7 protein-coding genes are annotated in these 14135 nt (G+C 74.9%); 1 reads left to right on the forward strand and 6 read right to left on the reverse strand.

Annotated elements, in window-relative coordinates; all coding sequences use genetic code 11:
* Positions 1 to 49 precede the first annotated feature (49 nt).
* Positions 50 to 1642 (reverse strand): glutamine-hydrolyzing GMP synthase, encoded by a 1593-nt coding sequence (guaA, locus tag ACSHWO_RS13955; protein ID WP_361090534.1) that lies wholly within the window; start codon positions 1640 to 1642, stop codon positions 50 to 52.
* 297 nt (positions 1643 to 1939) lie between these two features.
* On the opposite strand from guaA, the gene ACSHWO_RS13960 reads away from it, so the two are divergent.
* Positions 1940 to 2245: a chorismate mutase gene (locus tag ACSHWO_RS13960; RefSeq protein ID WP_438312155.1), complete on the forward strand. Its 306-nt coding sequence runs from the start codon at positions 1940 to 1942 to the stop codon at positions 2243 to 2245.
* Positions 2246 to 2663: 418 nt separating this feature from the next.
* Here ACSHWO_RS13960 and ACSHWO_RS13965 read toward each other — a convergent pair whose 3' ends face one another.
* The 5 genes from ACSHWO_RS13965 to ACSHWO_RS13985 all read right to left on the reverse strand — a co-directional run bounded on the left by ACSHWO_RS13965 (position 2664) and on the right by ACSHWO_RS13985 (position 14101).
* Positions 2664 to 4505, reverse strand: a complete 1842-nt coding sequence (locus ACSHWO_RS13965; RefSeq protein ID WP_438312157.1) for a GMC oxidoreductase — start codon at positions 4503 to 4505, stop codon at positions 2664 to 2666.
* Positions 4506 to 4605: 100 nt separating this feature from the next.
* Entirely contained in the window at positions 4606 to 6234 is a 1629-nt protein-coding gene (locus ACSHWO_RS13970; protein ID WP_438312159.1) for a succinic semialdehyde dehydrogenase, read from the reverse strand.
* 103 nt (positions 6235 to 6337) lie between these two features.
* On the reverse strand, positions 6338 to 7984 hold the full coding sequence (locus ACSHWO_RS13975) for a serine/threonine-protein kinase (RefSeq protein ID WP_438312161.1): 1647 nt from the start codon (positions 7982 to 7984) through the stop codon (positions 6338 to 6340).
* 125 nt (positions 7985 to 8109) lie between these two features.
* Positions 8110 to 11508 (reverse strand): protein kinase, encoded by a 3399-nt coding sequence (locus tag ACSHWO_RS13980; RefSeq protein ID WP_438312163.1) that lies wholly within the window; start codon positions 11506 to 11508, stop codon positions 8110 to 8112.
* A 100-nt stretch (positions 11509 to 11608) separates the two neighbouring features.
* Positions 11609 to 14101 (reverse strand): protein kinase domain-containing protein, encoded by a 2493-nt coding sequence (locus ACSHWO_RS13985; protein ID WP_438312166.1) that lies wholly within the window; start codon positions 14099 to 14101, stop codon positions 11609 to 11611.
* Positions 14102 to 14135: the final 34 nt, after the last annotated feature.

A 14135-nucleotide genomic window follows, 5' to 3' on the forward strand; every position in this document is an offset into this window, starting at 1 on the left:
CGGGGGTGGCGGCTTCGCCGCGGCGCGGGCGGGGGTCAGTCCCTGGGGACTACTCCCACTCGATGGTGCCCGGCGGCTTGCTGGTGCAGTCCAGGACGACGCGGTTGACGTCCTTGACCTCGTTGGTGATGCGGGTCGAGATCCGGGCGAGGACCTCGTACGGCATCCGGGTCCAGTCCGCGGTCATGGCGTCCTCGGAGGAGACCGGGCGCAGCACGATCGGGTGGCCGTAGGTGCGGCCGTCGCCCTGCACGCCGACGCTGCGGACGTCCGCCAGCAGGACCACCGGGCACTGCCAGATCTCGCGGTCCAGGCCGGCCGCGGTGAGCTCGTGGCGGGCGATGGCGTCGGCCTCGCGCAGCAGGTCCAGGCGCTCCTTGGTGACCTCGCCGACGATGCGGATGCCGAGGCCCGGGCCGGGGAAGGGCTGGCGCTGGACGATCTCCTCGGGCAGGCCGAGCTCCTGGCCGACCATCCGGACCTCGTCCTTGAACAGCTGGCGCAGCGGCTCGACGAGCTCGAACTCGATGTCGTCGGGGAGGCCGCCCACGTTGTGGTGGGACTTGATGTTGGCGGTGCCGGTGCCGCCGCCGGACTCGACGACGTCCGGGTACAGGGTGCCCTGGACCAGGAAGGCCACGGCCGGGCCGCCCTCGGCCTCCGCGATGATCTCGGCCTGGGCCTGCTCGAAGACGCGGATGAACTCACGGCCGATGATCTTGCGCTTGGTCTCCGGGTCGGAGACGCCGGCCAGCGCGTTCAGGAAGCGCTCCTGCGCGTCGACGACCTTCAGCTGCACGCCGGTGGCCGCGACGAAGTCCTTCTCGACCTGCTCGGTCTCACCCTTGCGCATCAGGCCGTGGTCGACGTACACGCAGGTCAGCTGGGAGCCGATGGCCTTCTGCACGAGGGCCGCGGCGACCGCCGAGTCCACGCCGCCGGACAGGCCGCAGATGGCGCGCTTGTCGCCGACCTGGGCGCGGATCGCCGCGACCTGCTCCTCGACGATGTTGCCCGTGGTCCAGGTGGGCTTGAGGCCCGCACCGCGGTAGAGGAAGTGCTCCAGCACCTGCTGGCCGTGCGTGGAGTGCATCACCTCGGGGTGGTACTGCACGCCGTACAGCTTCTTCTCGTCGTTCTCGAAGGCCGCGACCGGGACGACGTCGGTCGACGCGGTCACGGTGAAGCCCTCGGGAGCCTTCGAGCAGGCGTCACCGTGCGACATCCACACGGACTGGTGCTCGGGGGTGCCCTCGAAGAGCGTCGAACCGGTCTTGCTGACGGCCAGCGGGGTGCGGCCGTACTCGCGGGAGCCGGTGTTGTCGACGGTGCCGCCGAGGGTGGTCGCCATCAGCTGGAAGCCGTAGCACATGCCGAAGACCGGGACGCCGGCCTCGAACAGGGAGCGGTCGAGCTGGGGCGCGCCCTCTTCGTACACCGAGGACGGACCACCGGACAGGATGATCGCCTTGGGGTTCTTGGCCAGCATCTCGGCCACGGGCATCGTGCTCGGCACGATCTCGCTGTAGACCCGTGCCTCGCGGACGCGGCGGGCGATGAGCTGGGCGTACTGGGCGCCGAAGTCGACGACGAGAACCGTGTCCGGGGCGGCGTCGTGGGCGGCGGAGGGTGCTTCTGGCACGGGACGGCCTTCCGGCGGAAGAGGGGGCTGTTTTGTCAATTCTAACGGGGGACGCGCCGACCGATTTCGTCTCACCATCCGAACCGATTGGCTCGCGGCGACGCGGACGGTCATAATCCGAATCGTGCGCAAGCAGCTGAGCTTCCTCTTTACCTATGGCACCGGACGGTCCGGCCGCCATGGGTTCTCGTGATGCTCGCTCCGAGCCACTGACTTCCCGCAGCGCCCCGGTCCGACAGGACCCGGGCGCTGCGGCGTTCCACCGGTCCTGCGGCCCACCGACAGGAGGATCCCGCCATGAACGCCACCACCACCACCACCGCCACCACCGCCACCACCGCCACCGCCGCCACCGCCGCCACCGAGGAGCTGATCGCGGCCTCCCGCGAGCGCATCGACGCCATCGACGACCGGATCATCGGCCTGATCCAGGAACGGATGGCCGTCTCGACCGTCATCCAGCAGGCCAGGATCGCCTCCGGCGGCCGCCGGGTGCACCTCTCCCGCGAGATGGAGGTGCTCGCGCACTGGAAGGACGCCCTCGGCCGGCCCGGCACCACCCTCGCCATGACCCTGCTGGAGCTCTGCCGCGGCCGCGTCTGACGCCCGTTCGTCACCCGTCCGGCCGCGTGACCGCCCGCGCGGGCCTTCGTTGGTGTGGATGGCCGCGTCAGCCAGTCGCGGGACCAGCACCACGCGTGGCTCCACCGGAGCGATGAGACGTACGGCCCGTGCGACGTGCGTCGTGGGACCTCGCTCCTCGTGTGACCGGACGGCAGGGGACAGCAGCCCGGTCACCCCGAAAGGACGGCCGGCCCAGGGGACGCCCCGGGCCGGCCGTTCGCGTGTCCGGCCGCGGTCCGGCGCCCGGCCCGCCCCCTCGCCCCACCCGTCGATCCGTGTGACGGACGCCACATGTGCACGGCTGCGCCGCGGGTACAACCTTCGATGCCGAACGCCTGTCACCTATGTACCGCGGCGGGTACCGCGCTCGGAGGGGGAGCGCGGTACCCGCCGCGTATCAGCCGGCCGCCCCGGTCTCGGCTTCCGCCCCCGCCGTGCGCGGCGGCACCTCCGGGACCGCGAGGAACGGCAGCCGCAGCGCGCCGAACGCCTCCTTCGGCACCGCCGGACGGACCGGCTCCACCGCGGCGAGCCGCACGTAGGCCGCGCCCTGCTCCGGGCGGGGGTCCTCCTCGCCCTTGTTCGGCCAGTACGCCATCGCCCGCTCCGCCTGCGCCGTGATCGTCAGCGACGGGTTGACCCCGAGGTTCGCGGAGACCGCCGAGCCGTCGACCACCGAGATGCCCGGGTGCCCGTACAGCCGGTGGTACGGGTCCACCACGCCCTCCTGCGGCGAGGCTCCGATCGGGCAGCCGCCGAGGAAGTGCGCGGTCAACGGGGTGCCCATCAGCTCGCCGACGTTGCTGCCGGGGAAGCCGTTGATCTCCTCGGCCAGCAGGGTCGCGGCCCGGGTGGCCTCGGCGATCTGCACCGGGTTGGGCGCGCCGTGCCCCTGGCGGGCGGTGAGCAGGCCCTTGCCGGGGCCGCGGGGCCGCCGGTACGTGGTCAGCGAGTTGTCCAGGGACTGCATGACCAGGCCGATGATGGTCCGCTCCGACCAGCGCCGGTTGGACAGCGAACGCAGCAGCTGCACCGGGTGCTTCGCGGTCCGCGCGAACCAGGCCCGGACCCGGTGGCTGCCGTACGGCACCTGCAGCACGGTCAGGAAGCCCATCGCGTTGGAGCCCCGCCCGTAGCGGACGGGCTCGATGTGCGTGTCGGCGTCGGGGTGCACCGAGGAGGTGATGGCGACGCCGCGGGTGAAGTCGGCGCGCTGCTCCTTGCCGGGGGCCCCGCCGTGCTTCCTGCGGTAGCGGCGGTCGTCGGTCTGCGCGCCGACCAGGCCCTCCGAGTTGGTGCGGGTCAGCTCGCCGAGGCGGTCCGGGATCCGCGGGAGCAGCCCGTTGTCCTTCATGGTGTGCAGCAGGGTCTGGGTGCCGTACGTGCCCGCCGCCACGACCACGTACCGGGCGCGCAGCTCCTTGGCGATGCCGCGGCGGCGGCCGTCGGTGGGGACGGTGCGGACCCGGTACCCGCCGTCGGGGTGCTCGGCGAGGGCGGTGACGGTGGTCATCGGGTGGATCACGGCGCCCGCGCGCTCGGCGAGGTGGAGGTAGTTCTCGTTCAGGGTGTTCTTCGCGCCGTGTCGGCAGCCGGTCATGCACTCGCCGCACTCGGTGCAGGCCCGGCGGGCTGGTCCGGCCCCGCCGAAGTAGGGGTCGGGGACCTCCTCGCCGGGCTTGGCCGCGGCCGTGCCCTCGGCGTCGGCGCCGTCGCCGAAGAAGACGCCGACCGGGGCCATGTGGAAGGTGTCCCCGACGCCCATCTTCTCGGCGACGGCCTTGAGGTGGACGTCGGAGGGGGTCGTCGTCGGGTTGAGGCGCACGCCCAGCATCCGCTTGGCCTGGTCGTAGTACGGGGAGAGCTCCTCGCGCCAGTCGGTGATCGAGGCCCACTGGCGGTCCTCGAAGAAGGCGGTCGGCGGCACGTAGAGGGTGTTGGCGTAGTTGAGGGAGCCGCCGCCCACCCCGGCGCCCGCCAGCACCATCACGTTGCCGAGGAGGTGGATCCGTTGGATCCCGTAGAGCCCGAGGGCCGGGGCCCACAGGTAGTTCCGCAGGTCCCAGCTGTTCTTCGGCAGGCTCTCGCGGGTGAAGCGGCGCCCCGCCTCCAGGACGCCGACCCGGTAGCCCTTCTCGGTCAGCCGGAGCGCCGAGACCGATCCTCCGAAGCCCGAGCCGATGACGATCACGTCGTAGTCGTAGTCGTGGTCGCGGTCGCGGTCGTACGGCTGTGCCACTGACGCGCCTCCTTGGCGGACGGACGGGGGGCTGGTGCTGCGGCCGGAGCGAGGTGCCGTGCCGGGTGTCGCGAGGCGGTGAACCTTTCCGGCCACAGCACTAGCGCAGGCGGAGGGCCTTCATCACCTTGAGGCTGCGGGTCATGAACGCCGCGTACCGCTCGTCGTCCATGCCCAGCGAGGGGGCCATGGGCAGCACCCGCTGGTGGGCGACGGTCTGTGCCTCGGTGTACTTGAGGATGCCCTCGGAGCCGTGCCGGCGGCCGAGGCCGGAGTCCTTCATGCCGCCCATGGGCGCCTGGGCGCTGCCGTAGGCGGGGGCGTAGCCCTCGTTGATGTTGACGGTGCCGGTGCGCAGGCGGGCGGCGACGGCGTGGCCGCGGCGGGCGTCCTTGGTCCAGACGCTGGAGTTGAGGCCGTAGGCGGTGGCGTTGGCCTGGGCGATCGCCTCGTCCTCGTCGGTGAACCGGTAGATCGAGACGACCGGGCCGAAGGTCTCCTCGCCGCAGACCGCCATCGGCGCCTCGACGCCGTCGAGGATGGTGGGCTCGTAGAACAGCGGGCCGATGTCGGGGCGGGCGGTGCCGCCGGCGACCAGGGTGGCGCCCTTGGCGACGGCCTCGTCGACGTGCCGGGTGACGGTCTCCAGCTGGCGCTCGCCGACCAGCGAGCCCATGTCGGCGCCGTACGCGAGGGAGCTGCCGAGCCGCATGGCCTTGGTGCGGGCGGCGAACCGCTCGGTGAACTCGTCGGCGATCGAGGCGTGGACGTAGAGCCGCTCGATCGAGATGCACAGCTGGCCGGCGGAGGAGAAGCAGGCGCGGACGGCGCCCGCGGCGGCCTTCTCGACGTCGGCGTCGTGCAGGACGAGCATGGCGTTCTTGCCGCCGAGTTCCAGGGAGACGCCGACCAGGCGGGCGGCCGCGCCCCGGGCGACCTCGCGGCCGGTGCGGGTGGAGCCGGTGAAGGAGACGTAGTCGGCGTGCCGGACCACCTCGGGGCCGACGACGGGCCCGTCACCGAGGACGATCTGGAAGACCTCGGCCGGCAGCCCGGCCTCGATCAGCAGGTCACGCGCCCACAGGGCGGTCAGGGCGGTCTCGGTGTCGGGCTTCATCACGACGGCGTTGCCCGAGACGAAGGCGGGGAGCGCGTCGCCGACGGAGAGTTCGAGGGGGTAGTTCCAGGGCGCGATCTGCCCGACGACGCCGCGCGGCTGGCGCAGCTCGGTGACCTTGGTCAGGGTGGGCATGGCGCCGGTGTGGCTCTTGGGGCGCAGGTACGCGGGCGCCTTGCGGCCGTAGTGGCGGGCGGCGACGGCGACGGCCTGGACCTCCTCGTGGGCGTGCAGGCGGGCCTTGCCGGTCTCCAGCTGGATCAGGTCGAGCACCTCGGCCTGGCGGTCCAGCACCAGGTCGTGGAAGCGGAGCAGGACGGCGGCCCGGCGGCGCACGGGGACGGCGGCCCATGCGGTCTGGGCGGAGCGGGCCCGGGCGAAGGCCTCGGCGACGTCCTCGGGGGTGGCCTCCGGCAGGTCGGCGAGCTTGTCCCCGGTGAAGGGGGTGTGGTTCGCCGTGCGGCCCGAGCCGAGCACTCCCCGGGTGAGCCGGGCGACCAGGTCGGGGGTCACCACGTCGGCCGCGGTGCGGGCCCCGGCCGGTGCCGGTGCGACCGGGTTGGTGGGCTGCGGTGCACTGCGGAGGGGGGCCGGGGCCTGCGAGTCCGTCATGGCGGTGAGCGTATTGCGCCCGACGGCCTTTGGGTACCCGTCGGTAACCGGATTTTGCCAAAACCGCCAGCGATCGCTGGCAGGATGGCCGGGGCGGGCCCGGTCAGCCCTTCCTGGCGGGTGGGGCCCAGCCGCTGAGCACGACGTCGAACTGCGCGCGGGTGGTCCCCCAGTCCTCCGCCGGCCCCGACATGTACACCGCGTACTCCGTGCCGTCCGGGGCGATGTACATCTGCTCGATGGCCCGGCGCGGACCGGCCAGCACCCCCTTCTCCGTCCAGGTGAACTCCCACAGGGCCGCGCGGGTGCTGTCCCGGAAGGTGTTCTGGTTCAGCTTCTGCCGCTTGTAGTCGGTGCGCTGGCGCACCTGCTTCTCCAGGTCCAGCAGGTGCACGTACGGGGTGTCGAAGTCCGGGGTGGCGTCGACGGCGATGCGGATGAAGTGCTTGCCGTTGTCCGCCGTGTAGTCGATCTGGTTGCCGTCCATCTGGCGCTTCCAGCCGTCCGGCACCCACAGGGTGAAGCCCGCCGGGTCCGTGACCTCGCTCCAGCCCGCCGGCGGGGTCGCGTCCTTGCCGTTCGCACCCTCCGCACCGCCCGGCTGGTCGGGGGCACTCGCGTTCTTGTCGGAGCCGCCGCCCTGGTCGCCGTCCTCCCCGGTGTACTTCAGCAGGCCGAACACCGCACCGCCGCCGACCAGCGCCGCCACCAGGGCCACCGCCGCGGCCCGCTTGATCCGGCCGGCGGTCGGGTTCGGCCGCCGGGCCGCGGTGGCCGGCTCGACACCGGCACCGCCGGGCAGCTCGGCCGTCCGGGCGGAGTCGGCCGGCGCCGGCCGCTCCGGTTCGGGCTCCCGTACGTCGGCCAGCTCCTGCGTCGTCACCGCGCGCGTCGGCACGTACGCCTGGGCGGACTTCGGCTCGCGGCCCTCCATCACCTCCAGCAGCATCCGCTCCGTCTCCTGCGCGGAGGGCCGCTGCTCGGGGTCCTTGCGCAGCAGGGCGGTGATGACCGGCCCCAGCGGCCCGGACTGCCGCAGCGCGGGCGGCTCGTCGTTGACGACGGCCTGCAGGCTGGAGATCGGCGAGGTCCGGCGGAACGGGGAGAGGGCCTCGACCGCCGTGTAGAGGGTGGCGCCCAGCGACCACAGGTCGGAGGCCGGATCGGGGGTGCCGCCGGTGACGCGCTCCGGGGCCAGGTAGTCGATGGAGCCGACGATCTCGCCGGTGCGCGTGATCGAGGAGTCTCCCTCGATCGCGGCGATCCCGAAGTCGGTGAGCAGGACCCGACCGTCGCGGGCGAGCAGCACGTTCCCGGGTTTGACGTCCCGGTGCAGCACACCGACCGCATGGGCGGCCCGCAGCGCCCCCAGGACGTGCAGTCCGATCCGGGCGGCCTCCCGGGGCTCGATGCGGCCGGCCGCCTTGGCGGCCTCGGCGAGGGAGGGACCGTCGATGTACTCCATGACGATCCACGGCCGGTCGTCGTGCTCCAGCACGTCGTGGACGGTGACGACGGCCGGGTGCTGGATGCGGGCCGCCGCCCGGGCCTCCTTCTGCGTCCGGGCGTGCAGGACCTCCCGGTCCGCCTGGACCGCGAACAGACTCGCCGTCAGCTCCTTGACGGCGACCGTCCTGTTCAGGAGCTCATCGTGGGCGCGCCACACCTTCCCCATGCCGCCGCTGCCGATGGGCTCCACGAGCCGGTACCGGCCGGCGAGCACTGCGCCCGCACCTGTCTGCTGTTCCACGAATCCCCGCCACTGTTTGCGCTTCGGGCCAGATTACGAAGCGCTCGGCACGGCCGGTACCACGCAGGCGCGGTTCCGGCTGCACTGTGACGCAATCGCCGTACTGAGTCACCGTCAGTCCGCGCTCATCCCCCGGACTTGTAACTCCCCGTGGCCTTCTCGAAGACCTCGGTGACCTTGCCCTCGCCGTCCTGCGGGCCCGTCACCATGACGACGTGGTAACTGCCCCCGAGCGCCACGACGAAGTTCCGGGCGACGACGCTGCGGCCGTTGCCGTCGATCCACGTGTACCGGCCGGTCACCCGCAGCTGCTGGCCCACCTTGGTGGTCTTCACGTCGCCGCCGCTGGCCCAGGTGGACGAGCGGTACGGGGCCAACTCCGGCTCCTTGTCCTTCTGGTACGTCGCCGGGTCCGGACTGCCCTCGACCTTGTCCCGGCCCGGGACCACGATCAGGACGTACGCGCCGTCCGTGTAGCGGACCTGGCCCGCCTCGTTCATGCCCCGTCGCTCCCAGCCGGCCGGCACCGCGATCTCGAAGTGCTCCGGGTCCTGCTGGAGGGTGTAGCCGGGCGGCGCGGACTGCGGTGCCGCCGGGGACCCGGCCGCCTCCGACGGCGGGCGGGACCCCCCGGACGCGGACGGCGAGGGCTGCGGGTCCGGGGCCTGCGTCCGGGCCACCGGGGTCTGGGAGGCCGTGTCCTGGCGACGGTCGCCGTCGCCGGTGTCGCCGGGCAGGAACAGCATCGCGTACGCCACCGCCCCCGCCATCAGCACGAGGACGCCCAGCAGCAGGTTCCGGCCGAGGGCGCGGGGCCTGCGGGCCGGGGCGGGGTTGCGGTGCCGCCCGTGCAGCTCGCCGCGGCGGCGAACCACCGGCAGGCGGGCCGGATCCGGCTCGGGGGGCGGGGGCGCACCGAAGCGGTGCTGCTGACCGGGGACCGCCGCGCCCGGGCCGGCATCCGGCTCGGGCGCGGAACGGACGAGGGAGCGCAGCCAGCCGCGGAGCTCCTCGAAGTCGGGGCGCTCGGTGGGGTCCTGGCGGAGCAGCGACTCCACGACCGGGCGCAGCGGACCGCAGTCCTCAGCGAAGGCGGGAGCCTCCGCGCAGACCATCTCGACGAGCTCGGCGACGCTGTCCTCCGGGTAGGGGGCGTGGCCCTGCACCGAGCGGTACAGCAGCGCGCCGAGCGCCCACAGGTCCGTGGCCGGGCCGACCGGGGCCGCCAGCTGCCAGGGCCCGCTCACGGTGCCCGCCTGCTCCGGCGCCCACCGCTCGGTGACGGCCCCGACCACGGCCATCCGCGTCTGCCGCGCCCGCTCGGCGTCGAGCCCGCTCCGGGGGCCGGACCGCGTGCCCGGCCCGGCCCAGCCGGAGCGGGCCGCGGGCCGCGGGTGCGGGGCGGGGGCCGGAGGCTGCGGGGCGGGGGCCGGAGGCTGCGGGGCCGTGAGGGGGTGCGGGGTGGGGAGGTACGCGGGCACGGGCCGGGGCTGCCCGGCCGCCTGCCCGGCCGCCCGTGCGGGCGGGGGCCAGGACTCCACCGGCCCGCCGGGGGCCTGCGCGGCCGTCCTCGGGGTCTCCCCCGGGCCGCCCGGAGCAGGCGCGGGCCGGGGCCCGGGCTGGCCCGGCTGACCCGGACGCAGGTAGGCGGTGGGGTCCTCGGCCTGACGGTACCCCTGCGGCAGTGCGAGCCGTGCCGGCAGCGGAGGCGGCCCCGCCTCCGCGCGCTGCGGCCCGGCGGGCGGCGCGGCGGTCTGCCGACGCGGCGTGACACCGTGCCAGCCGGCTCCGCCGGGGGCCGGGGTGTCCTGGTCGCCGGCGGTACCGCCGGGGCCCGGGGCGGCCACCGCCCCGTCCCCCGTGCCCGCCAGCGGGACCGGGCCGGGACCCGCACCCGGGCGGTGGGTGTCCGGGCCGGCAGCGGCCGGCAGGGCGTCCGCGGAGTCCGCGCCGGCTCCCGCGGGCGCGGCGTCGGGGTGGGCCGTGCCGGCTCCGGCGGCCGGGCCTCCCGCGTCCGCCCCGGCGGCGCCCCGAGCAGCCGGGCCGGCAGTGGAGTCCGCGCCGGGGTCCGGGACGCGGTCGGCGTGTCCGGCCGTGCCGGCTCCGGCGGGGGCGGCCCCCCTGCCGGGACCGGTCGTCCCGGGGGTTCCGTACGGGTACGAGTACCCCTGGGGCAGGTTCGAACCGTGCGGCCGCCGCTCCCGTGCGGCATCGCCGGCGGCCTTGTGCTCCTCCGTGACCCGTGCCGCGGCGGCCCGGGCGCCGGCCCGGTACGCGGCGAGGACGGCGGCCCGCGCGGCCGCGTCGAGGTCCGGGCGATCGGACGTGGTGCGGTCCGCGTACCGCGGACCGGGGGGCCGGCCGGGCGCGCCCGTACCGGCGTCACCCTGCACGGGGCCCGGGAGGGCCGGACCGCCGGGGCCGCGGTGGTCCGCGTACCGCGGGTCGGCGGCGCGGTCCGGCGCGGCAGCCGGAAGGGTCGGACCGCCCTCTGCCGGCTGCCCGCCCTGCCCAGGCCGTGCAGGGACCACCTGCTGCCGGTCCGGAGCGATCTGGTCGGCGTACCTCGGGCCGGCCGACCGGCCCGGAGCGGTGTCCGGCGGGGCCGGAGCACCCGCTGCCGGCTGCCGGTCCAGGGTGATGTGGTCCGTGTACCGCGGGCCCGAGGTGCCGCCCGGCGCGGGGGCCGGGGAGGCCGGACCGCCGTCGGCGGGGCGGGGGGTCGTTTCGTAGCCGGGGGCCACGAGGGGGGCCTCGGCGGCTCCCGGTGCGGGCGGCGGCCCCGCCAGCGGGGTGCGGGCGGTGGGGGGCGGGCCCGTTTCGTAGCCGGGGGCCACCAGCGGCAGGCCGGCGGGCACGGGAGCGGGCGGCGGGGTGCCCCAGCCCTGCCCCGCGTCCGGTGCGTCGTCCTGCGGCGGGACCGGGTCGTAGCCGCACAGCGCGTCCTCCGCGGCCCCGGCAGCCAGGCCGGTCAGGACGACGCGCCCGTCATCGCATATCAGGACGGTCCGGACCGTGATGTTGCGGTGCGTCCACCCGTGCGCGTGCAGCACCCGCAGCGCGGTCAGCACGTCGGCGGCGACCTCGGCCGCCCGGTACGGGGTCAGCGGTTCGTCGGCCAGCAGCGCGGCCAGCGGCCGGGCCGGCACCAGCTCGCTCACGATCCACAGCGACCCGCCCTCGGCGAACACGTCGAAGACCTGGTCCAGCCGGGGATGGTCGGGGACGGACGCGGCCGCCTGCGCCGCCGCGATGGCCCTGCGCACGGCCGGCAGTTCCCCCACCGCGAGGACTCCGCCGCCACCGCCACCGCCGGTCCCGGCCGGGGCCCCGGCGGTCGCCCCGCCCGGCTCCTCGTCGAGCAGTTCCGCGTCCACGAGCTCGGGTAACGGCACCTGCCGTACGAGGACTTCCTGCCCGCTGCGCGTGTCGAAGGCGCGGGTCTCGACCAGTTCGTACTCGTCCGACGGCGGCAGCGGCAGACGGTAGCGGCCGGCCAGGATCCGACCCGCGTAGTCGTCCACTCCGCCTCCCCCGAGTGCGCTGCGGGGGCAGGTTCCCCGCTACCCCCGCTGACACGATACGTGGCCGGGGGCACCCGCGTCCCGGGCCTGCGAAGGCTCGTCAGGCCAGCGGCTGGAAGGTCTGGAACGCCACGTCGCGCATCTGGGTGCACTCCGGGCCGTCCCACTGGTCCGCCGGGCAGCTGATCATGATGGCGTAACCGCGCTTCGCGTCGACCTTGAAGCCGCGGTTGAGCACCCGGACCCGCACGCCCTTCTGCTCCCGTTCGAACTCCCAGTCCGCGACGGTCGGGTAGTCCCGGTAGGACACCGTGTCGATCCGGATCTGCTTGTAGCCCGAGCTGCTGCCGCCGACCGCGGGGGCCAGCAGCATCCAGGCCTTGCGGGCGTCGTCGCCGGGCTTGTCGGTGTAGTCGACCTGGATGCGCGGGAAGCCGCCGTCACGGCTGTATATGGCGCCGGAGTTGTCGCCGGCGGTGTCCGTCTGCTTGAAGCCCTGCGGCATCGCCATCGAGAAGTGGAACCCGAGGTCGGTCACCACGGCGTACCCCGCGGGGAGGCCCGCGCCCGGCCCGCCGGGCGAGCTGCCCTGGCCCTGCCCCTGCCCCTGGCTGGTGCCGCCCGTCTGGCCGCCCTGGCCCTGCCCCTGGCTCTGCTGGCCGTTGGGGGACTGGCCCTGGCTCGGGTCGGAGCTGGCGCCGCCCGTCTTGCCGGCGGTGGCGGCGGTCTCGCCGGGCTTGTTGGAGGACGGACCCGGGGTCGGGTTGCCGGAGGACGACGTGCCCCCCTTGCCCTGGTCCTTCTTGTCGCCCGGGCCGTCGCCACTGAACGCGTACACGAGCAGCGAGCCGATGGCCGCCAGCGCGACGACCACGCCGGCGATCGCGAGGCCGATGGTGCGGCGGGACATGACGTCGGTGAGCGGCGCCGGGACCGGCGCCGTCCGGCCGCCGGACGCCGGGCCCCCGGCGGGGGCGGCGGCCGCCGTCGAGGCGTTCGCCGCGGTGGCGGCCGTCGCCGCGCCCGCCGTCGTCGCGGCCTTGCGGGCCGCCTTGAGGGCGGCGCGGGCCCGTTCGCGCTGTTCGCGCTCGCGGCGCTCGCGCTCCTTCTTCTCCGCCTTCTCCGCGGCCTTCTCGGCCTTCTCCGCGGCCGCCTTGGCCACCGCCTCGTTGGCCGCGGACAGGGAGATCTGGCGGGTCTCCTCGACCTCGGGGGCGAGGACGGGGGCGGCGGGCTCCGGCTCGGGCGCGTTGACCACGGCGGTCAGCATCGCCCGGGCGCCCTCCTCGTCGAGGCGCCGGGCCGGGTCCTTCACCAGCAGGCCGTAGATGACCTCGGCCAGCGGGCCGGCGTTGCGGGGCGGGTCCACCGGCTCCGTCATCACCGCCGTGAGGGTGGCCAGGGCCGACCCCTTGTCGTACGGGGGCACGCCCTCGACGGCGGCGTACAGCAGGCCGCCGAGCGACCACATGTCGGCGGGCGGGCCGGGCTTCTGGCCGCGGGCGCGCTCGGGCGAGATGTACGAGGGCGCGCCGACGAGCATGCCGGTGGAGGTGATCGAGGGGTCGCCCTCGACCTGGGCGATGCCGAAGTCGGTGAGGACGACGCGGCCGTTGGAGGCGATGAGCACGTTGGACGGCTTCACGTCGCGGTGCAGGATGCCCTGGCCGTGGGCGGCGCGCAGCACCTCGAGCACGGCGAGGCCGACCTCGGCGGCGCGGCGGGGCGTCAGCGGGCCCTGTTCGCGTATGAACTCGGCGAGGGAGGGACCCTCGATGAGCTCCATGACGATCCACGGGCGGCCGTCCTCGTCCACCACGTCGTAGACGGTGACGGCGCCACCGCTGCGGATCCGGGCGATGGCCTTGGCCTCGCGGAGGGTACGGGTGATCAGGCGGCGCTTCTCGTCCTCGTCGACGCCGTTGCCGAAGCGGAGTTCCTTGACGGCGACGGTGCGGCCGAGGGTCTCGTCCTCGGCCCGCCAGACGGTGCCCATGCCGCCCTTGCCGAGGACTTCGCCGAGGCGGTAGCGGCCCGCGAGGAGGCGGCCCTCCGTGCCGGCGGCCGCGGCGGCCTTGGCGGCGGCGGCCTTGACGGCGGCGGCGACGGCGTCGGCCTTGTCGATGACCGGGTTCCCCGAGGTGGTCCGCACGGCCTCGGCGGCGCTCCCGGCAGCCTGCGGCTTCGCCGGCTCGGCCGCAGCCGCCTTCGGCTTCGACAGGTCCGCCTTGGGCGCCGGCGCGGGCTTCGCGTCCTCCGGCTCGGCAGCGGCCGACTCGCCCCGCGCAGCCCCGGCACCAGCCGCCTTCGGCTTCGACAGATCCGGCTTCGGCGCCGGCGCGGGCTTCGCGTCCTGCGGCTTGGCGTCGGCAGCCGCGGGCTTCGCCGGTTCGGACCCGGCCGCGGCCGAACCGGCGGCGGCCCGCGGCTTCGGCACGCCGGGCTTCGGCGCGCCCGGCTTCGGCGCGGATGCCTCGGCGGGGGCTCCGGCGGGAGGGACGACGGCCTCGACAGTCGACTTCGGCTCGGCCGACACAGGCTTCGCCCGGTCCTGCTCCGCCGCAGGCGAATCGGTGTGCTCCGGCTTCGACATGCGTCCCCTCTGCGTTCGTGCCGCCTGCTCCGGC

The organism is Streptomyces pallidus (ex Mingjun et al. 2026) (assembly GCF_051550185.1).
In the GTDB taxonomy this organism is placed as follows: domain Bacteria; phylum Actinomycetota; class Actinomycetes; order Streptomycetales; family Streptomycetaceae; genus Streptomyces.

Excerpts from the sequence above, each read along its gene's own strand:
- ACSHWO_RS13960 (WP_438312155.1), top strand. The coding sequence starts at position 1,940 with ATGAACGCCACCACCACCACCACCGCCACCACCGCCACCACCGCCACC.
- ACSHWO_RS13970 (WP_438312159.1), bottom strand. The coding sequence starts at position 6,234 with ATGACGGACTCGCAGGCCCCGGCCCCCCTCCGCAGTGCACCGCAGCCC.
- ACSHWO_RS13985 (WP_438312166.1), bottom strand. The coding sequence starts at position 14,101 with ATGTCGAAGCCGGAGCACACCGATTCGCCTGCGGCGGAGCAGGACCGG.